This is a genomic window from Turicimonas muris, assembly GCF_002221595.1.
Classification (GTDB): domain Bacteria; phylum Pseudomonadota; class Gammaproteobacteria; order Burkholderiales; family Burkholderiaceae_F; genus Turicimonas; species Turicimonas muris.
Map to the genome: position 1 here is coordinate 156,100 of NZ_NHMP01000005.1, position 19,024 is coordinate 175,123.

At 45.7% G+C, this 19,024-nt stretch carries 18 protein-coding genes and 1 pseudogene; 6 read left to right on the forward strand and 13 right to left on the reverse strand.

Annotated features, from left to right (window positions below; genetic code table 11):
* Window positions 1-393 precede the first annotated feature (393 nt).
* Window positions 394-776 (forward strand): annotated as a pseudogene (locus ADH67_RS13805) (DUF4372 domain-containing protein).
* Window positions 761-1,414 (forward strand): IS4 family transposase, encoded by a 654-nt coding sequence (locus tag ADH67_RS09305; protein WP_255202374.1) that lies wholly within the window; start codon window positions 761-763, stop codon window positions 1,412-1,414. The pseudogene ADH67_RS13805 and the gene ADH67_RS09305 overlap by 16 nt, the downstream one beginning before the upstream one ends.
* Window positions 1,415-1,729: 315 nt before the next feature.
* Here the strand turns inward: ADH67_RS09305 and pyrE are convergent, their stop codons facing one another.
* Window positions 1,730-2,401 carry an orotate phosphoribosyltransferase gene (gene pyrE, locus ADH67_RS09310; protein WP_066594474.1) on the reverse strand — a complete coding sequence of 224 codons (672 nt, stop codon included), beginning with the start codon at window positions 2,399-2,401 and terminating at the stop codon, window positions 1,730-1,732.
* 62 nt (window positions 2,402-2,463) lie between these two features.
* Between pyrE and ADH67_RS09315 the strand changes: the two genes are divergently transcribed.
* Genes ADH67_RS09315 through ADH67_RS09325 form a run of 3 tightly spaced genes read left to right on the forward strand, consistent with a single transcriptional unit; the run spans window position 2,464 to window position 5,331 of the window.
* On the forward strand, window positions 2,464-3,252 hold the full coding sequence (locus ADH67_RS09315; RefSeq protein ID WP_066594476.1) for an exodeoxyribonuclease III: 789 nt from the start codon (window positions 2,464-2,466) through the stop codon (window positions 3,250-3,252).
* A complete protein-coding gene (locus ADH67_RS09320) occupies window positions 3,242-3,934 on the forward strand; it encodes a pseudouridine synthase (RefSeq protein WP_066594478.1) in 693 nt (230 codons plus the stop codon). The genes ADH67_RS09315 and ADH67_RS09320 overlap by 11 nt, the downstream gene beginning before the upstream one ends.
* A gap of 5 nt (window positions 3,935-3,939) precedes the next feature.
* Window positions 3,940-5,331, forward strand: coding sequence for an AmpG family muropeptide MFS transporter (locus ADH67_RS09325; protein ID WP_066594480.1), 1,392 nt, complete (start codon window positions 3,940-3,942; stop codon window positions 5,329-5,331).
* Here ADH67_RS09325 and ADH67_RS09330 read toward each other — a convergent pair.
* The 4 genes from ADH67_RS09330 to ADH67_RS09345 are packed head-to-tail and all read right to left on the reverse strand — an operon-like array spanning window position 5,328 to window position 8,452.
* On the reverse strand, window positions 5,328-5,996 hold the full coding sequence (locus ADH67_RS09330) for a UPF0149 family protein (protein WP_066594482.1): 669 nt from the start codon (window positions 5,994-5,996) through the stop codon (window positions 5,328-5,330). The genes ADH67_RS09325 and ADH67_RS09330 overlap by 4 nt on opposite strands.
* The gene (gene ptsP, locus ADH67_RS09335) at window positions 5,986-7,803 is read right to left on the reverse strand and encodes a phosphoenolpyruvate--protein phosphotransferase (protein ID WP_066594484.1); all 1,818 of its coding nucleotides are present in this window, start codon (window positions 7,801-7,803) and stop codon (window positions 5,986-5,988) included. The genes ADH67_RS09330 and ptsP overlap by 11 nt, the downstream gene beginning before the upstream one ends.
* A 3-nt stretch (window positions 7,804-7,806) precedes the next feature.
* Window positions 7,807-8,076 carry an HPr family phosphocarrier protein gene (locus ADH67_RS09340; RefSeq protein WP_066594486.1) on the reverse strand — a complete coding sequence of 90 codons (270 nt, stop codon included), beginning with the start codon at window positions 8,074-8,076 and terminating at the stop codon, window positions 7,807-7,809.
* Complete coding sequence (locus tag ADH67_RS09345) at window positions 8,063-8,452, reverse strand: PTS sugar transporter subunit IIA (RefSeq protein WP_066594488.1); 390 nt, start codon at window positions 8,450-8,452, stop codon at window positions 8,063-8,065. Before ADH67_RS09345 ends, ADH67_RS09340 begins: the two co-directional genes overlap by 14 nt.
* A 488-nt stretch (window positions 8,453-8,940) precedes the next feature.
* On the opposite strand from ADH67_RS09345, the gene ADH67_RS09350 reads away from it, so the two are divergent.
* A complete protein-coding gene (locus tag ADH67_RS09350) occupies window positions 8,941-9,297 on the forward strand; it encodes a DUF1840 domain-containing protein (RefSeq protein WP_066594490.1) in 357 nt (118 codons plus the stop codon).
* A gap of 71 nt (window positions 9,298-9,368) precedes the next feature.
* On the opposite strand, the gene ADH67_RS09355 is transcribed toward ADH67_RS09350, so the two are convergent.
* From ADH67_RS09355 to fmt, 8 genes are all read right to left on the reverse strand, one after another.
* The gene (locus ADH67_RS09355) at window positions 9,369-10,007 is read right to left on the reverse strand and encodes a thioredoxin domain-containing protein (protein WP_066594492.1); all 639 of its coding nucleotides are present in this window, start codon (window positions 10,005-10,007) and stop codon (window positions 9,369-9,371) included.
* Window positions 10,008-10,077: 70 nt separating this feature from the next.
* Window positions 10,078-11,550 carry a TrkH family potassium uptake protein gene (locus ADH67_RS09360; protein ID WP_066594494.1) on the reverse strand — a complete coding sequence of 491 codons (1,473 nt, stop codon included), beginning with the start codon at window positions 11,548-11,550 and terminating at the stop codon, window positions 10,078-10,080.
* Between the two features lie 12 nt (window positions 11,551-11,562).
* Complete coding sequence (trkA, locus tag ADH67_RS09365) at window positions 11,563-12,978, reverse strand: Trk system potassium transporter TrkA (protein ID WP_066594495.1); 1,416 nt, start codon at window positions 12,976-12,978, stop codon at window positions 11,563-11,565.
* A gap of 23 nt (window positions 12,979-13,001) precedes the next feature.
* The gene (locus ADH67_RS09370) at window positions 13,002-13,754 is read right to left on the reverse strand and encodes a response regulator (RefSeq protein ID WP_066594497.1); all 753 of its coding nucleotides are present in this window, start codon (window positions 13,752-13,754) and stop codon (window positions 13,002-13,004) included.
* Between the two features lie 64 nt (window positions 13,755-13,818).
* Complete coding sequence (locus tag ADH67_RS09375) at window positions 13,819-16,086, reverse strand: ATP-binding protein (RefSeq protein WP_066594499.1); 2,268 nt, start codon at window positions 16,084-16,086, stop codon at window positions 13,819-13,821.
* A gap of 2 nt (window positions 16,087-16,088) precedes the next feature.
* Window positions 16,089-16,667, reverse strand: a complete 579-nt coding sequence (locus tag ADH67_RS09380) for a DUF4390 domain-containing protein (RefSeq protein ID WP_066594501.1) — start codon at window positions 16,665-16,667, stop codon at window positions 16,089-16,091.
* Window positions 16,667-17,968, reverse strand: coding sequence for a 16S rRNA (cytosine(967)-C(5))-methyltransferase RsmB (gene rsmB / locus ADH67_RS09385; RefSeq protein ID WP_066594503.1), 1,302 nt, complete (start codon window positions 17,966-17,968; stop codon window positions 16,667-16,669). The genes ADH67_RS09380 and rsmB overlap by 1 nt, the downstream gene beginning before the upstream one ends.
* A complete protein-coding gene (fmt, locus tag ADH67_RS09390) occupies window positions 17,965-18,936 on the reverse strand; it encodes a methionyl-tRNA formyltransferase (RefSeq protein WP_066594505.1) in 972 nt (323 codons plus the stop codon). Before fmt ends, rsmB begins: the two co-directional genes overlap by 4 nt.
* Window positions 18,937-19,024 lie beyond the last annotated feature (88 nt).

Consider the following 19,024-nt stretch of genomic DNA (forward strand, 5'->3'; position numbering starts at 1 on the left):
TTACGCAATTACTCCCCAATTTGTTAAAGATGGTTGCGAAAAGCCAAACATTGGCCAAATAAGTTACATCAGCTTACTTCTTGCGAAATTTTGACGAACTGCAAAAAAACTGTTGTCGAAATTGGGAGTTTTTTACATTTTCGAGCTATTTCCTCTCAAATTTTTTAGAATCGAACAAAAGACACTTTCTCGAATAAGTACATAAGAGTTTTTATCCACTTTCAGGCGTAAATTGACCTTAACCATATGTTTCAATCCACCGGTGTCCAAAATAAATTTCTACCGGTTTATCTGAAAGCGAAAATTCCATAAGCAAACATGCGGGTCTCCTGATAAAGTAAACTTTGAACCAAATACTTCAGAAAGGAGCCGGCAAGCAGAGAGCAACAATCTATGTTTGCGCAACTTGTCCAGTCATTGAACTGCAAGTTGGAATTTAATAATCTAGTTCAAAAACACGGTTCATGCCATGGAGCTAAAGGCTTAACAAGCTGGAGTCAGTTTGTAGCTATGCTTTTTGCCAGCTTACCGGTGCTGATTCATTAGAAGAAATCGAGGACGGACTGCATTCCTGTATAGGAAAATTACAACAACTTGGAGCCAGACCAGTGGATCGTTTCGCGTTAAGTTATGCAAATAGCAAGAGACCTTGCCAGCTATATGAAGACCTTTATCACGCCTTGCCGAATAAATTTCGGCATGAATTCCAAGGCCGTCTCGGCCCCTGGTTTGCAAAATCCGTCTTTAGTTTGGATTCCACATCTCCTTATGTTTGAGAATGTTTGATTGGGCTCAGCACCGCAGAAGAAAAGAAGGAATCAAGCTGCATGCCTTGTTAAACAACGACACAGGACTACCGGAGGTCATCGATGAGACAGCGGCCAAAACTAGCGATAGGAAAGGAGCAGCATTAATTCTTGACGGTCTGAGCTGCGGATCTATCGTCGTTATGGGCAGAGGCTACAACGATTACCGACTTTTTAAAGAACTCACTGACCCACGGGGCACCTTTGTCTCACGACTGAAAGACAATACTAAACACACACTGTTAAAAGATGCTCCTATCTCTGAAGCTGCCTCAGGCAAGTGGGGGACTTTACGAGATGACTTTTATTGGCCTCAAGCCGTAAAGGTCTGCGGACAAACCAAATTTAGAGTTCTTCAATGGCATGACGAAACAACGAAGAGATGGTCTAAGTTTCTGACAAATAATCGCCAACGGCATCCTCAAGAGACCGCCAATTTATACAAGGATCGGTGGCAAATAGAACTCTTCTTCAAGAAGATTAAGCAAAATCTTAAAGTTAAAAGCTTTGTGGACACCTCGGAAAATGCTGTTATGACACAGATTTGGACAACTGCTATAGCCGTAATAATCTTGGAGCTATTAAAGCGCAGAGCCTCCTACAAATGACAATTCTGGCGCTTAGCGCAATATTTCAGGATCAATTTAATGACCTGCAACGCCTCAGTGCAGTAGCCATCGAATCCTAATATACGGGAAAGAGCCGGAAAGTGTGGCCTTCCACCTCTACAAATGAGACTTTTCGGCTAGGAAGGCTTGTTTTTGGAAAAAACGAAATAATTTAGTGAAGGCTCGATGAGATCGAGCCCTTAAATTTGATTTGAAATTATTTTATAGCAGCGACTTTTTATAGATTATTGAATTCGTCCGCCCTGCACACTCCAAAACCTAACCAATTTTTAGGTTTTGGAAGTCTGCGTTGGTTTAAGCTCCGTAAGCCCTCCTGTAGGCCTCGATGGCTTTCTCGTATTGCTTAATTTCAGTAGCTTCTGAATTCTTCAGATAACTCATCAAGTCTTTCAAACTAGCAATTGAACAAACGGGAATTCCGTATCGTTCTTCCACCTCTTGAACCGCCGATTTCTTTTTAATCGTTTCTGCATTGCCTGCACATTCCATCCTGTCCAACGCAATAAGAACGCCTGAAGGGACAGCTCCGTTGGCGCGGATAAGATCGACAGACTCTCTAACGGAAGTTCCGGCAGAAATCACGTCATCGATAATGACAACGTTACCTTGAAGAGGCGCACCGACAATGGAACCTCCTTCACCGTGATCCTTAGCCTCCTTCCGGTTGAAGGCAAACGGAAGATCTCTGCCGAGCTCGGCCATGCGGATTGCAACGGCACAACCAAGCGGAATACCTTTATAAGCAGGACCAAAAACCATATCGCACTTTACTCGGCCTGTATCGATTGCAGCGATAAGAGTCTTCGCATAAAAATCTGACAAAGTATGAAGCATGGAGCCGGTGTTAAAAAGGCCCGCATTGAAGAAGTACGGGGACAAACGGCCTGCTTTCGTCTTAAACTCTCCGAATCTGAGAACTTTTGAATCAATACAAAATTGGATAAAGTTTTGCTGTAGAGTGGACATTTCAGGTAAGTAAAAAGTTAAATGATTAATCTTACGATTTTAGAATTTTTTCCAGTGTAAAAGTGCTACGAGTTATCACCATCAATACAAACGGCATCAGAAGTGCCTCTCAAAAAGGTTTTTTCAATTGGATGAAAGAACAAAATCCGGATTTTGTTTGCATCCAAGAACTGAAAGCTCAAGAGTCTGATATTTCCGAAAATATTCGGAACTGCCCGGGCTATAACTTTTATGCACACTATGCTGCCAAAAAGGGCTACTCTGGCTGTGCCGTGTACAGCAAAGAAAAAGCCGACAGGGTCCGTTTAGGATTCGGCATTGAAGAGTTTGACAACGAAGGCCGTTACGTTGAACTCTCCTTCAAAAATTTTATTTTGATTTCAGTTTACTTCCCTTCAGGAAGTTCCTCGGATGAACGTCAACAAGCTAAGTTCCGTTTCTTGGAGGTATTCCTGCCTCACCTTCGTGAACTCAAGAAAACCGGAAAAGAAATTCTCGTTTGCGGAGACGTCAACATTGCTCACAAAGAAATCGATATCAAGAATTGGAAAGGAAATTTAAAAAATTCCGGCTTCCTTCCCGAAGAAAGAGCTTGGATGACTAACCTCTTTGATAACGAAGGGTGGTTCGACATCTTCAGAAAATTAGATAAACGTCCGGAGCAGTACACCTGGTGGAGCAACCGAGGCCAGGCCAGGGCAAAGAACGTTGGCTGGCGCATTGACTATCAGATTGGCACTCCCCTCATCTGCGATGCGGCTACAAACGCCTCGATTTATAAGGAAGAAAGATTCTCGGATCACGCTCCGCTCATTATCGACTATTTGTTTTCACCTGAACATGAAAGCTGAACAAGTACTATTTTCTCAGGGTTTCGGCACTCGCCATGAATGTGTCGGAATCATCGCCAACGGAAGATTTAAGGAAAACGGCGAGCTCGTTACCGATCCTTATGAAGAGATTGATACCGACAATCTCACTTTTGAGGTTGACGGCAAACCATGGAGATTCTTTGAAAAGGCCATCATCCTTCTCAATAAGCCTCAGCATTACGAATGCTCTTTGAAGCCTCTGCATCATCCAAGCGTGCTTTCTCTTCTTCCGCCGCCTTTGCGCGTCAGAGGCGTGCAGCCTATTGGGCGCCTTGATGAAGACACAACGGGACTTCTCATTCTGACAGATGACGGCAAGCTCAATCATCGCCTGACTCACCCTAAGAAAAAAGTGCCTAAAGTCTATAGAGTCACTGCAAAGCATCCGATTACCGAGAAAATGATTCAGCAGCTTCTGGCAGGCGTAAAACTCGATGACTCCGACGAGATTGTTAAAGCTCATGAATGTTCTTTAATTTCAGAAAAAGTCCTGGATCTGACAATCTTTCAAGGCAAATACCATCAAGTAAAGAGAATGCTTGCCGCGGTCTCCAATCGAGTTGAGGCTTTAGAAAGAATCAAATTCGGGAAATTAGATCTTCCGAAGGATTTGCCTCTCGGAGAATGGACTTGGGTTGACGCTCCTTCAGAGATTTATTAGTTCCTATGTCTGGTTCTGCTTCTTGGAAATCCCTCTTTAAGATTTATCTTCAGCCTGTCTGTCTGAGGATGTTTTTGCTTGGGTTTTCCGCCGGCCTTCCTCTTCTTTTGGTGTTAGGAACGCTAGGCTTTTGGCTTAGAGAAGCAGGAGTTGATTTAAAAACCATTGGCTTTATGTCTTGGCTTGGATTGGCCTATGGATGCAAGTGGCTGTGGGCCCCTCTTGTGGACAATATCAGCCTTCCTTACCTGACCGCAAAACTAGGTCAGCGCAAAGCGTGGCTTTCTTTTTCTCAGGTTCTCATCGTCCTCGGACTGCTTGGAATGGCTTTCAGCAATCCGCAAAACCAGTTGCTTCAATTAGGCATCTTTGCGGGGCTGACCGCCTTTGCTTCCGCTACTCAAGACATCTCATTGGATGCCTATAGAATCGAAAGCGCCGCTGAAGAATACCAGGGCGCGCTGGCAGCTGCCTATCAAACGGGCTATCGCTTAGCCATGATTTGGGCCGGCGCAGGAGCTTTTGCCATTGCTGCCTTTGCTTCAAGGGCTGACGACGCCCTTACCTACGATCAGTTCGGCTGGACAGTAGCTTACACAGTAATGGCAGCTTCTATGGCGGTAGGCCTCTGTACAACGCTTTTATCCCCGCCTCCCAATGAGGCCGACAAAGAACATAAAGCAGAGCAACTGGCTCAAAACAAAACCGCAATCGATGCATTTTGCCGTGCACATCCTAACCTTCCGCTTCCGGCCTCCAAAATTATCGGATGGCTAAAAGTTATCTGTCTTACTCCGCTTTATGATTTCTTCATTCGCTACCGCTGGCACGCCGTTGCAATTCTTCTTCTGATTGCAACATACCGCATCAGCGATGTTGTGATGGGAGTCATGAGCAATCCATTTTATCGGGACTTAGGATATTCAAAAGAAGAAGTTGCTGCTATTTCTAAAATCTTCGGCGTCATCATGACTTTGGCAGGAGCTTTCTTAGGAGGCGCTGTCGTCCTCAAGATTGGGGTTCTTAAAACTTTGTTCTTGGGTGCAGTTCTATCTGCTGCAACAAATCTTTTGTTTTCTTGGCTCGCTACCATCGGCCATGACGTAACCTTCCTGATTTTCACGATCAGTGCCGATAACCTTGCGGGAGGTTTGGCCAGCGCCGCATTTGTGGCTTATCTCTCCGGGCTTACGAACGTTGCCTATTCAGCGACTCAGTACGCACTGTTCTCCTCAATCATGCTCATCCTGCCGAAATTCCTAGCAGGATTCTCGGGAGTAATCGTGGAAGCCGTCGGATACAGCAATTTCTTTATCGGTACTGCGCTGCTCGGCCTCCCCGTCCTGGTTTTGATTCCTCTTATTGCTTATTTGCAAAAGAAAAATCCGCTGCACTAACTTTCAGGTTCTTCTTCCTCGGCCAACTTCTCTTCTACATCCGGCGGAAGAGGATAACCTTTCATACCTTTTGCCATAATAGCTACGTTGTTCACAACACCTTCAAGCGCATCATAGAAATCGTCATATATGATAGCCGTTTCTTCGACTTCTTCTCCGGCTTCATTCTGCGGTTTGCCTAAGATGGATTCCAGATTAGAAGTGCCTACCACTAAGGGATAAACGGAATCCAGGTCATTGAAGTTCAAGTTATTCGGGATGTCGTAAATGGCGCTGTAGAGACCATTAACAAAGGGGCTGAGGTAGCTGAGCTGTTCTTCCAGAGGTTCAGCAAGCAGCTCTTCAGTTTCCGGTTCAAAGCGTACCGGATCAACAACCTGAGAATTCTTAAGCTGTTCGTTGATTTCTTTATATCTCTTCATCAGAAGCTTTCTGAGCTTCTTGAAGTCCTCAGTTTCAGCAATAGGTTTCCCATCTTTGGCAAATACTGCTTCAATCCAAACTCGATGTCCGGGAGCATCTGGCAAAAGAGCCCATCCGGTTAAAAAGCCGTCCAAAAAAGAAGCATCGATGTCATGCGGTCCGACTTCCTGAGCTACTGCTTCCGTCAGGCGTTCCATCTCCTCGAACTCTTCCATCGTCAGAGCATCGTTTTTAATTGACATTTTTATCCTCGTGTTTAGCCATGAAATTGTTTATTGCTGTCTTTACTTCAGCAGACGTATTTTTTCTCAGCAGATTCTTGACAAACTTTTGGCACTCTTCCAGAGTCAATTTCCTAATCTGTTTTTTGACGGAAGGAATCTGCATCGCAGCCATCGAAAGTTCTTCAAATCCCAAACCGACAAAGAACGGAGCAAAATTTTTCTTTCCGCCCATCTCGCCGCACACTGAAAGCGGTTTATTGAGCTTCTGAGCCATCTTTGCCGTATTGGCAATCAAATGGAGGACGGCCGGGTGATACTCGCTGTAAATCGGGGCAACGGATGGGTTTCCGCGGTCTACGGCTAACGTATATTGAACCAAATCGTTGGTTCCCAATGACGCAAAATCTACCTCTCGAAGGAATGGTTCAGGACGAATGGCAACGGCCGGAACTTCTACCATAATCCCAACCGGAACTTCAGGATTGAAGAGCTTTCCTTCTGCAGAAAGCTGTGCCTTTGCCGTCTCGATATATCTTTTTGCCTCAATAATTTCTTCTATGGAAGTCACCATCGGGAGCAGAATCTTGACGTTTTCTTTATATGCTGCGCGGAGAATGGCTCTTATCTGAGTTAAGAAAAGGGAAGGATTAGCCAAGGTAAAACGAATGGCCCTCAGACCCAAAGCCGGATTTTCTTCCTCTTCATTTAGAGCAGTCTGAGGAAGGTTAGCCGCCTTCGCCTCATGGGTCAGAAGTTTATCTCCTCCAACATCCAAGGTTCTAATAGTTACGGGCCTGCCGCCCATTGATTCGATAAGTTCTTTGTAGCTTTCATACTGCTCTTCCTCGTCAGGCAAACGGTTTCTTCCCATGAACAGATATTCACTGCGGAAAAGCCCGACGCCCTGTGCACCCTGATGTAAGACTTCATCTAAGCCGGCAACCATGGCGATGTTGGCCAGAAGCTTAACCTTATGCTTTTGGTCCTTTGTTTCTGCGACACGTCTACGGGCTCGGTAGAACTCAGAGTAAAGCTCTTCCTGCTCTTGGACTTGAGCAGTAATTTCCAGAATCTCTTCAGATGAAGGATTACAGATAATTTCTCCGGTATTAGAGTTTACGAATAGTTGATCGCCGTCTTGAATCTGACTTCTTGCTCCTGCAACCCCAACAACGGCAGGAATAAACAATGTCTGCGACAGCACTGCAGTGTGGGAAGTCGGACCGCCTTTCTCTGTGATGATGCCCACCAGGTCAAGGTCTTCATATTCAGTCAGCCAAATCACGTCCGCCAAAGATAGGTCGTTCGTAACAAGGATGACTTCTTCTAAGGCCGTTCTAACTTCGGCCTGAAGCCGTCTCCCCTTTCCGAGAAGCTCTTCCTGCAGACGATTGACGGCATGTTCAATATCATCCCCGCGTTCTGCCAAGTAAGAGTCGGTCATGTTCTCGAAGACTGTCTTTACCTCTTCCAAGTGCTGCGCCAAAGCCCACTCCACATTAATCAAGCGCTCAGCAATAATATGATCAACCTCTTCTTTCATGGTTTGATCATTGATAAGCATCTTGAACATTTCCAAGAAGGACTTCAGCTCTTTCGGGGCTCTCTTCGGCGTTCTGGAGAGCATACGGTTAATTTCTTTATTAACGGAGGCAATAGCCTTAACCAATCTTTCCTTTTCTGGTTCTATTTGGTCAGGAGCGATGGAATACTGAGGGAGCTGTAAAGGAGCCATCGCCATTACGCGCGCTCTGCCGAAACCGAGTCCGCTAGATACGCCTATTCCGCTAAGTTCCTTTCTGCCTGTTGCGCTGCTTTCCGTCATGGCTTACTGAGCCTCACCAAACTTATCTTCAAACATCTGTTTGAGTTCCGAGAGCATCTCATCTTCGTCGGTACCATCTCCGATTAAAGTCAGCTCAGTTCCCCGAGAAGCGGCCATCAGCATCACTCCCATGATGGACTTACCGTTAACCTCTCTACGGCCATTGGTGATCTTCAAAGAACTGAGAAATTCATTAGCTTTTTGAGTTAATTTAGTAGCCGGTCGGGCATGCAGACCTAGCTTATTCAAGACGGTAACTTTAATTGTTTTCATTAGTTGTTCTCGTTGCGATTTGTGCTGCCTCAGAAGCCTTCTCCAGCAATACTTTCAGAGGCTGATTTCTGTAGCAAAGGAGTTTCATGAGAAGAGGGAGACTCAACGGAGCGATGCATTCGCAATTTTTTTCTTTTGCAAAGGCGCAAACGACATTGCCGGGCGTTGCACCAAAAACATCAACCAGAACGACTTTCTGGTCCGCATCTATAGCATTCCAAGCTCTTTCGAGTTGCTCTTGCTGCAATTGCCGATCTTCGTCGGAATCTATATCCACTGCCTCCACAGCCTCCAGTCCAGCAAAAATTTCTTTAGCAACTGAATTAAACGACGAGGCTAAGGGCTTATGAGCCACGAGTAGAAAACCTGTCTTCACAAAGAATACTCCTTCAGAATCACACTAATTTTAGACAAAGTTTTCAATTCAGGAGTGGTATAAAACCGAAAAAGAACAACCTTGAGTACCTTCAACGACGCCGCATACAAGAAATTCTCTGCCTGTTCATCCTTTTCCGGTCAGAAATAACCTCTGAAATCTTATGAAGGCAAAAGTGAAAGCCGAAGAAAATCTCTTCGCCGCTATGAAGGAGAAGTTACCAAATTGATGGATTTTTAACTTGTTATTTTCTGCAAACGGTTACAGGATTAAATGTAAGGCAGCCATAAACTAAAGATCTGGGCTCTTTAAAGGAAGCACTTCCGCCTTGTATCATATACTTTTGAACCTGAAAAAGCTACAGTGTTTGGTTGGTCTCTTTCGCTCCTAGTAAAATCATTTGAACATATTTAACTGCTTCCCGTTTCAGAAAACTTATAAAACGAAAAGCATTACTTGAAATTTTTAGTTTTTATGGAGGATTCCGAATGGCAATCATCACATTCCGTTCTAGAGCAGCGGGCGAGATTTATATGTTTCGCGAAACAGCTGAGGAAATCTTTAAAGTATTTGGCAAACCTTTAGGCATCCGCGGAGTTATAACGCCTGAAGAGATTCCTGCCGCTCTTAAGGCTCTTCAGGTCAGAATTGAAAAAGAAAAAGAACTTCTGAAAGAGGTTAAAGCCAAGGAAGACAAAGCCTTCAGAGAAGGAAAAGATTTAGACAAAGAGAAGAAATCGGCGATGGAACAAACTGTCTATTTTACTCAAAGAGCTTACCCCTTTGTTGAAATGCTTGAACGCTCTCTTAAAGAAGATGCTCCTGTTACTTGGGGAGTTCCGTAGGGAATGAAAGTCTGCTATGGTGAATGAAACTCCATCTTAGAATGGAGCTTCTTTTATATCCGTATGGCCTTCTATTGCAGTTCCTTTACATCTTTTTCAATGCCGACGATCTTTTTTATGTGCTCGGTATCAGTTCCGGAAGGGATAGGAATGTATTTGCCGGAGGAATTTTTAAATACACCAAGCGGCACTGTTGTTAAGCCGGACCAACGAGCTATTTTGGCATTGGTCCAAACTTCGTCTCTGTATTTCTTATCGACCGTTGTTCCGACAGGATTAATACCTCGAAAATCTTTGTCCTTAAAGTGATCTTCATGGTGCTGCATGGCATCCCAAGGTTCTTCAGAGGAAAGAATAAGAGCAGCTTGATCGATACTCAAATCACGTAGAACAGGAATTGGAAACCAGATAAAGTTCACTTGGTTTTGCAACGGCTTTGCTGCACTCCACAACTTGCTGCACCACGGACACTGAGTGTCAGAAACAATGACGACTACAGGCTTATCTTTACCGATATTCGGATTGCTTATGCCGAATCCGTTAGCCAACATAGATTCATAGAGATGGTCGAGCTGTGTACCCGCGCGTAGTTCCGGATAATCTGCACGTCCCGGAACAGTCTCCGGTTTGATTCCAACTTTTTCCGCTGCATGAACCATCGTTCCGCAAACAGACATTAAGGCCATAGCCAAACAATTTCTTCTAAACATGCTTACTCCTGATTGTGTTTTCCGTATCCGGTTTTTGCATTGATTACCCTTACCAGCACCGAACTAAAGTTTAAGCTCGCCAGAAACCTCTGGTAAAGAGAACGAGTACCGTAAATAGTTCCAAACGTCCGATAATCATTAAAAACGTACAGAAGAGGACTTGGAAATCCGTCAAAGACGAGAAGTTATAGGCGGGCCCCAAATTTCCTAACGCAGGACCAAGATTATTTAAGCAGCTAATCGCGGTAGAAAACGCTGTAAGGCCGTCAAAGCCTGTCAGAAGGAAAACCATCGTGCTCAAGAAGGCAATCGCAATATAGAGCATTAAGAAGGAAAGAATCGCGAATATAACCTGGTTGCTAATCGGTTTGTTCCCAATCACCAACGGAGCAATGACACGCGGATGCAAAATCTTCTTAAATTCGAGACCGCCCTGTTTCACCAAAGCAATCGCACGGATCATTTTGATGCCGCCGCCGGTAGAACCGGCACAAGTAGCAAAGCTCGAGCCGAACAAAGCCAACAATTGAACTACTAAAGGCCAGTCTCCATAGTTTGTGTTCGCAAAACCGCTGGTACTTATCACAAAAATGACGTTGGTCACTGAATAGTAAAACGCATCTCCGACATTGACGTAAGTCTCAAAAGAAACCAATAAGAACGTCGATAAAAGAGTAAGGACTAACGCTGTTAAAAGCCATGCACAGCTTTCAACGTCTTTGAAGTAGAGCATCGGAGACAGCTTTTTCCATACGAGGAAGTGCATGGAGAAGTTGATGCCGCCGATAAGCAAAAAGACTACACACACATAGTCAACGGCCCTGGTTGACCAATATCCGAACCCGGCATCATGGCTGGAGAACCCTCCCAAAGACACCGTTGTGAACGTATGCATAATGGCATCGTCCCAGTCCATACCGGCCATGTGATAGCAGATTGCGCAAAGAACGGAAATCGCAAAATAAATATTGAAGAAGGCCTTAGCCGTGTCCGAGATTCTTGGCGTAAGGCGCCCCTCCTTCAAAGGCCCCGTGCTTTCCGCCCGGAAGATCTGGGCACCACCGACGCCCAACAGCGGAAGAACTGCCACGGCCATCACCAGAATACCGATACCACCCAACCACGCCAGGAAGCACCTCCAAAAGTTCACGCTCATCGGCAGATCATCAAGCCCTCGAAGAATCGTCGCACAGGTAGTTGTAATCCCGGAAACGGCTTCAAAGAAAGCATGAGTAAAAGGCAAATCCGGGATAGTGAGATAGACGGGCAGCGTAGCATAAAAGGCTAAGAAAACCCACGCCATTGTTACCAACAGGAATCCGTCTCGGGGAATCAGCTCTCTTCTAAAACTTCTTGTGGATAACCAAAGAATTCCGCCGGAAAAAAATGTAATCAGGAAAGAAATCAAAAATCCGTTAAATGCCCCGTCTTCTTTCCAAAAAGACAAAATCAGCGGGATCAACATCGCAAAAGAAAATCCCACAATAATCGGACCTAAAACATTAAGGACCGGCAGGAGCATTAAACGGAGAATAGGATGCATCTGCGGCTCTCCTTAGAAGAATCCCACAGATGGAGCAAAGAGTTTTTCTATCTCCGGTACCTGTTGGCGACTGTCGGCAAAAATAATGACATGATCGTCGTCTTCAATGCTTAAATCTTTTTCAGAAGCCATCAAGACTTCTTGAGAGTCATCTTCTTTTCGAACAATACAACCGATAGTCACGCCATGTGGCAGATTTAATTTTGTGACGGGTTTACCGATTACTTTAGAGTTTTTAGACGTTCCGTGAGCCACTATTTCCATCGCTTCCGCAGCTCCTCTCCGCAGTGTATGAGCCGAAACCACGTCTCCTTGACGAATATGGCGAAGCAAGTCAGACAGCACTGACTCTGTGGGGGAAAAAGCAATATCAATATCGGTGGAGTCAATCAAGTCAATATAGCTCGAACGGTTAATCAGAGCGATAGTACAGTGAGCCCCAAGGCGCTTAGCCAACAAACAGCTCATGAAATTATCTTCGTCGTCGTTGCTAACTGCAATAAATACGTCGATATTGGCAATACCTTCGTTAATGAAGAGCGACTCATCTGTCATGTCGCCGTTTAATACTAAAACGGAACTCGACAAATGTTCAGAAAGATACTGACAGCGTGAAGGATCGCCTTCCAAAATTTTAATGTTGTAGTTATCTCCGTTAGCGGTCTCGGAACTATCGAGTGCTCGTGCCAGCTGCAGGCTAAGAGAGCCGCCGCCGGCTATCATGATTCGATCATATCTTCTGACCTTCTGTCTGAAGACACGAATAATATTCGATGCCTCGGATTTAAGCGTCAAGAAGAAAACTTCGTCTCCCGGATTAATTACGGTGTCTGGCCTAATGTTAGTAACGCTGAACTTTTGGCGACTGATAGAGACGATCTGCACCTTAGCATCAGGCAGAACCTGATGAATATCAGCTACGGTCTTGCCAGCCATTTTAGAACCGGCATCCGTTTTAACAGAGACCAAAATCAAGTCAGCCGTAGAAAAATCGATAACCTGAAGAGCTTCTGGATAATGAATGAGCTGAACAATTGAGTTAGTTACCGCCTCTTCCGGCCAAATCACGGAAGTTGCTCTAAAACCGGAAGTCGATAAAAGCGCTGGGTACTCTCTTAATTCCTCGTTTCTAACGCGGGCAATACGTGCCGGAATATTAAAAAGCTGTTCAGCAATTAAGGTTGTGGCTAAATTGGTTTCGTCGCTGGCAGTCACGGCCACGAGCATATCGGCATCAGCCGCGCCGGCGTCGGCCAAAACTGACGGGGACGTTGCGTCTCCAACAATCCCCTGCAGGTCATACATTCCTTGGATTTCGTTAATTTTATTTTTGTCTTTATCGACAATGGTGATGTCGTTAGACTCGGAAACTAGGTTTCCCGCTACTGAAGCACCAACCTTCCCCGCTCCAAGGATCAGTATTCTCATGTTGTCCTCAAATGGCTTTGGCTTCAGCCTTCAGAAAACTCGTCGTTGCGCTCTTTAGATCTTCCGGCCCGACCAATGTCTAAACCAAGTTGTTTCAACTTACGATAAAGATGCGTACGCTCTAAACCTGCGGCGCTTGCAACCTTCGTCATACTATTACTTTCTTTTCTAAGAAGATTCATAAAATAAATCCTCTCAAATTGGTCTCTTGCTTCTCTTAGCGGATCATTGAAATTAATAGCCGCCATCATAGAAGTAAGAGAGTCGTGCTTATGTTCAATAATTCTAGGTTGAACCGGCTGGGGCTGAGGCTCAGGTCTTGGCTGCTGATAAGTACCGTAGCCGGGCTGAGGACGAGGCTGGAGTGGCTGACGAGGCTGAGGAGCACGGTTTGTACCGATCTTGGGTTCAACGGAATTCTTTTCGAGAGCCGCTTTTACCGAGGAAATTAAGCGGGAAAGAGCAATCGGCTTTTCCAAAAAGTCTACGGCGCCGAATTTTGTTGCCTCGATGGCGGTATCCAAAGTGGCATGTCCGCTCATCATAATCACGGGCATCGTCAGCTTGCCTGTCGAACTCCATTCCTTCAGAAGTGAAACTCCATCGTTGTCCGGCATCCAAATGTCCAGCAATACTAAATCGGGCCGATTATTGATAGCAATTCTCGCTGCACCGGCGTTTTCTGCCAGGAGCACAGAATAACCTTCATCAGACAAAATCTCAGAAAGAAGTTCCCTAATCCCTACTTCGTCATCAACTACTAAAATTACTGCCATATCGTTTTATTTTCGACTATTTATAAGGCATTCTAAACAAAGAATGACGATTTTCCTAATTCCTTCAGTTCGCAAGCTGTCTGAAGATAATCGTTATTCTTGCACCTAATATTTGCCCCTGTTCATCCACTATATTTTCTACGCCGACCGTGCCTCGGTGCTCGGCCACAATTTTCTTTATCATCGGCAACCCAAGTCCCGTGCCCGAGGTCTTTGTCGTTACATATGGTTCAAAGGCATGCTCCAGAATTTGAGCGGCAAAACCCGGTCCGTTGTCAATGACTTCAAGCTTGACGCCGTCCACAACATTTGTTCCAAGCTCATACTCTCTTGCGACCCTGATTTCCACACGCATAGCCTCTTTATCGGGAGCAGCTTCCATCGCGTTGGAAATGAGATTGTGAAGCACTTGTCTGAGCATGTTGGCATCGGCCTCGATCAGCGGAACTGTCGAATCCAAGTCCAAATGAAGATGAATATCTCCGGCCAAATAAAGGTTGGTTACTTCCTGGACAAACTCAGCCAAATTGATCTCTTCGAATCGAGGAGAGCCGATCTTCGCATACAAACGGAAGTCGTCGACCATCTGCTTCATAGCCGTTACCTGGTTGACAATAGTTCTCGTAGCCTTCTGAAGAATCTCTTCGTCCTTGCCGAAGACTTTGGTCTCAAGCTTCATCTGAAGCCTTTCAGCGGCTAACTGTATCGGCGTCAGCGGATTCTTAATTTCGTGAGCCAAGCGGCGCGCAACTTCAGCCCAGGCTTCGGTTCTTTGGGCGGCAGCTAAGGAGCTAATGTCGTCAAACAACAAAAGGTATCCTTCACGGCTTCCGAGGGAAAGAGTCGAACCTCTGGTGAACAAAAAAATACGCTGATGTTTCTTACCGGATTTCACAACAAATTCGCTTTGAACGGAAACATCCGGATATTTGCCGTTAACTGGCTTGCCGATTTCTTGTCTTATCGGCTCAATAAAATCAGGAAGAACATCCTGCAAAGGTTCGCCGAGATAGGCCGCCAAATCGATTTTAAGAATCGAAGAGGCACTAGCATTGACAGAAACAATGTTCCACCATTCATCCGCAACGATTACGCCGGAAGACATCTTGGTCAGAATACTTTCCAGATAATCCTTGGCTTGCTCGAGCTCCTCGCCGCGCTTTTCAATGTCTCTGCGAGCGTCAGCCAGCTGCGTGGTCATGATGTTAAAAGAGCGCGTCAATTCCGAGACTTCGTCGTTAGTCTTGGATTCGGGCAATAAATCATAATGGCCGCTTCCCAGTCTGCGGGTACCTTCAAGCAAAATCATCAGAGGTTTTGTGATTCTGGTCGCAATAATGACGGATAAAGCAATCGCTGCGAACATCGACATCAAAAGAACCAGGGTCAGAGTTATCAAATAAATGGAACGCAACCCTCCGCGTGCCAGAACCATTTCTTGGTAGTCGCGGTAGCCGTTCATCAGCACTTCGGAGTTATGAGCCAATGACGGAGGAATATTGTCCACCACCTCCAAAAAAACAGCTTCTCCCGTCTGATTGGAAGATTCAAAACCGTTTCTGTTGAACGTAAAACGTTCGCTTCTCGGAGAACCGGCATTGGGAAGCAAAGACAGCGGGGCAGCGGCCGGCAGCTCAACCGTCGGAATCAGTACAATCGCTTTGGCCTGAATAGTACCGCCCTCTTTTTCTTCCAGTCCCTCCCAGTGACCCTCAGATCGTGCAGTTTGTAAATTTCTTATCGAAGGAACGACTGGTGCTAAGGTATTGAAGGAGGCTCCGCTGACCCCTATCAATCTACCGCGGGAGGTCACAATCATCGCCTCGGATAAATTCTCTCTTTCGCGAAGACTGTCTAGCCGCGACACCCATTCTGCGGGAGGACTTTCCGCCAATTCAACTGCGAGATTTCGCGCGCGGTTCAACAAGGAAAACTGATAGTTCTCAAGAACTTCTCTACCAAGCGTCAAACCGGAATCTAAGGCTCGCTCAACCTTTCGGTCAAACCATGAATCTACGGAGCCATAGAGAAACTGCACGGAAACTAAAAAGATAAGAACACCAGGGAGAACGCCTGCCAAACCTAAGGCAAAAGCGAACTTAGAAAGAATTTTTACGCCGTATCTCTTTTTACGGGCCCTTTGATAGAGGCGGGTAAGAAGAACGGCGACGAGTCCCAGAAAAATTGCAGCGACCCCGGTGTTGACCCACAAAAGGAGCTGATAGTACTTTTCAAAGAAGCCGCTGTTACGGCTCGCATTCACAAGCAAAAAAAGCAGGATACAGCTGACTCCCACCATAATCAGGAGCGCAAGCCTCAAGTACTTGGACACGGTTACTCCTTAGCGGGAACTATCGTCACGTCAAACCATCCGGAATCTAAATTCCATCCGTCATCTTTCTTGAGCGTTACCTGGAAAGGCTTGGGTAGTCTTTCCGTATCCAAATAGAAACGGGCTCGGACTTCATAGTCATCCGAGTTGATATCCCTGTACGGCGCAACGTACAGTTTGGAAATCGTGGTCATGAAAAATATGGCTTGATCGAGATTGTCAAAGTTCTGAGTCATCCCACCGAGACTGACACGATACTGACGGGTCAGCGGGTTATAACTGAGACGAATTCTTTCAGTGACCTTACTGATCTCACGGTCAAACCAATACCAGCGATTTTTGAAGATTTCTACTTCCAGATTGAAGTTAAGAGGAACTCCTCTTTCAAGAACTTCTTTGACCTCAGGAGCCAGCTCCAACTCAAAGGAGCCGTCAAAGTAAATGGCTTTGGAGGAATCTTGAATCGCAGACACCTCCGCATGCACGGGCACAATACCTTCTGCACAGGCACTAACAGCCATAGCAGCTGCGATCAGCCCCGCAGCTGTTTGTCGAACAAAGCGCCTGTGTAAAATATTCATTAAATTTTCTCAAAAAGTGCGTAGAAAAAACCGTCTCTTACCCAAGGGATAAACTCCAAATCAGGAGCGTCCTCATGCGGGGACAGTCTTATCCATCCTTCAGGAGCTCCTTTAAAAGGTACAAGTTTTGCATCCGGATGTGAAGCCGCAAATTCCTTAATTTGGTCGATCCCTTCTTCGGGCATAACAGAACAAACCGCATAAAGCAGTCTGCCTTTTTTTGCCAATATAGACCACATTTTATCTAACAAATACGCTTGAGTCTTTGCCAAGCTCTTCACATCGCTCAAATCTTTTAGCCACGGAATATCAGGGTGACGCCTTGAAATCCCTGAAGCTGAGCAAGGAGCATCTAAAAGGATGCGATCAAAAAGTTTCTTTTCTACATTCCAAGATGCCACATCACCGACATCAGCGACTCGAACTTCTGCTTTCAGATCCAATCGGCCCAAGTTTTCTCCGATTCGTTTTGTGCGCACCGGGTCCTTTTCTATCGCCGTTAAATCAACATCGGCCATTTCCAACAGATGTCCCGTCTTGCCTCCCGGAGCAGCGCAGGCATCGAGCACAACCATGCCGTCCGAAGGATTTAAGATTTGAGCCGCAAGCTGACTGCCCGCATCCTGAATAGAAACCTCTCCGTCTAAGAATCCGGGGATATCCGAGACGGGTCTGGGCGAAAACAACACTATGCCGTCTTGGCCGACGCGAAGCGCATCTTTGATCCCGTTTTCTTCTAACTTCTTTAGATAATCTTCGGGACTGATTCTTCTGCGGTTAACTCGAAGCACCAACGGAGGATGCTTCTGCTGTAAAGATAAAACTGCATCGGCATCTTTACCGAAAATCAAACGATATTTTTTTATCCACCAGGCAGGTGCATTAAATTTAACCTCATCGTTCTTCATTGCTTCAGCAACGAGGGCTTCCTGCTCTCTTAAGAACTTTCTGAGAACAGCATTAGCAAAATTTGCCGCGTTAGCCAGACTCGGATCTTTTTTAACAGCCCGGACGGTCTGATCAACAACGGTAAAAGGCTTCTTCTCGCTAAGTACGGCTTGGGCAAAGGCTACCTCTAACAGTGAAGAGAGCAAAGGTTTAGGCGGCTTAGAAGCCAACTTCTTGAGAATCCATTGAGTTAGAACTCTTCTTCGGGCCACGGCATACACCAAGCTTTGGACAGCCGGTTTAATTTCGCCCTTTATTTGTCCGAGAGCTCCGTCAATTGAGGAGCCTTCTTTAATTTTCTGCCAAGTTTTAGCGGCTTCCATTAAAGCCGTCGACAACGCTACTTTACTCATTCCAACAGTTCTTTTTCTTTAATGGGATGACCGGCTAAAAATTCTCTTGCAGGCAATTTCTTTCCGCCCGGTCTCTGCAATTCTTTAAGGCAAACGACTTTGCCGTCGCCAGCACAGACGCGAACTCCTTTAGCATCTGCCGAGAGCACGGTTCCGGCCGATTCTTTGTATTCTTTGTCCTTTTCGCATACGGCAAACCAAGCTTTCAAGTTAGTCTCACCGTGTTTGAAAGATGTCCCGGGGAACGGATTAAAAGCGCGAATCTTGTTAACGATGACCTGAGCCGGCTGATTCCAATCAATAACGCCTTCGGCCTTTTCCAGCTTGCTGGCATAAGAAGCTTCTTCGGGCTGAACCACCGGCGGATATTTTGTCGGGTCTTTCAAATATTCAACAAGCATCTCCGCACCGAGCTTTCCAACTTTTTCGGTCAGTGTTCCGGCGGTATCTTCTTCCGTGATCGGAATAGCTTTTTTGTAGAGCATCGGACCGGTATCAAGGCCGACATCCATCTGCATTAGTGTTACGCCTGCTTTTTTATCGCCTTTTTCAAGACCTCGGGCGATCGGAGCCGCGCCCCTCCAATCAGGCAGCAAGCTGCCGTGGATATTGACCGCCTTCAGATTCGGATATTCGCTCCAAATTCCTTTCGGAAGTTCAAGCAGTTCTTGAGGAAGGATCAAACCGTAAGCAGCAACGATTAATAAGTCCGGATCAATTTCGCGCAGTTTGTCGTAAACCGCAGCGGTTTCTTCTCCGCCTTTGGCTCGTCTGAATGTCAAAGGCGTTTCAACAGGAATACCCGCCTTAAGTGCAACTTCTTTGACTGCGCTCGCTTTTAATTTACGTCCTCTGCCGGAGGGACGATCGGGCTGCGTCAGGACCATTCTTATGTCGTGCCCTTCTTCTATTAATTTATTTAAGGCATAAGCGGCAAATTCAGGCGTGCCTGCAAAAACAATCTTCATGTAGTTCACCTTTTGAAAAGGAAAGAATTTCTTTCCGACAGAGATTTTGTTCTCAGATTGTAGGACAATGGAAGCTTAATACATCAAG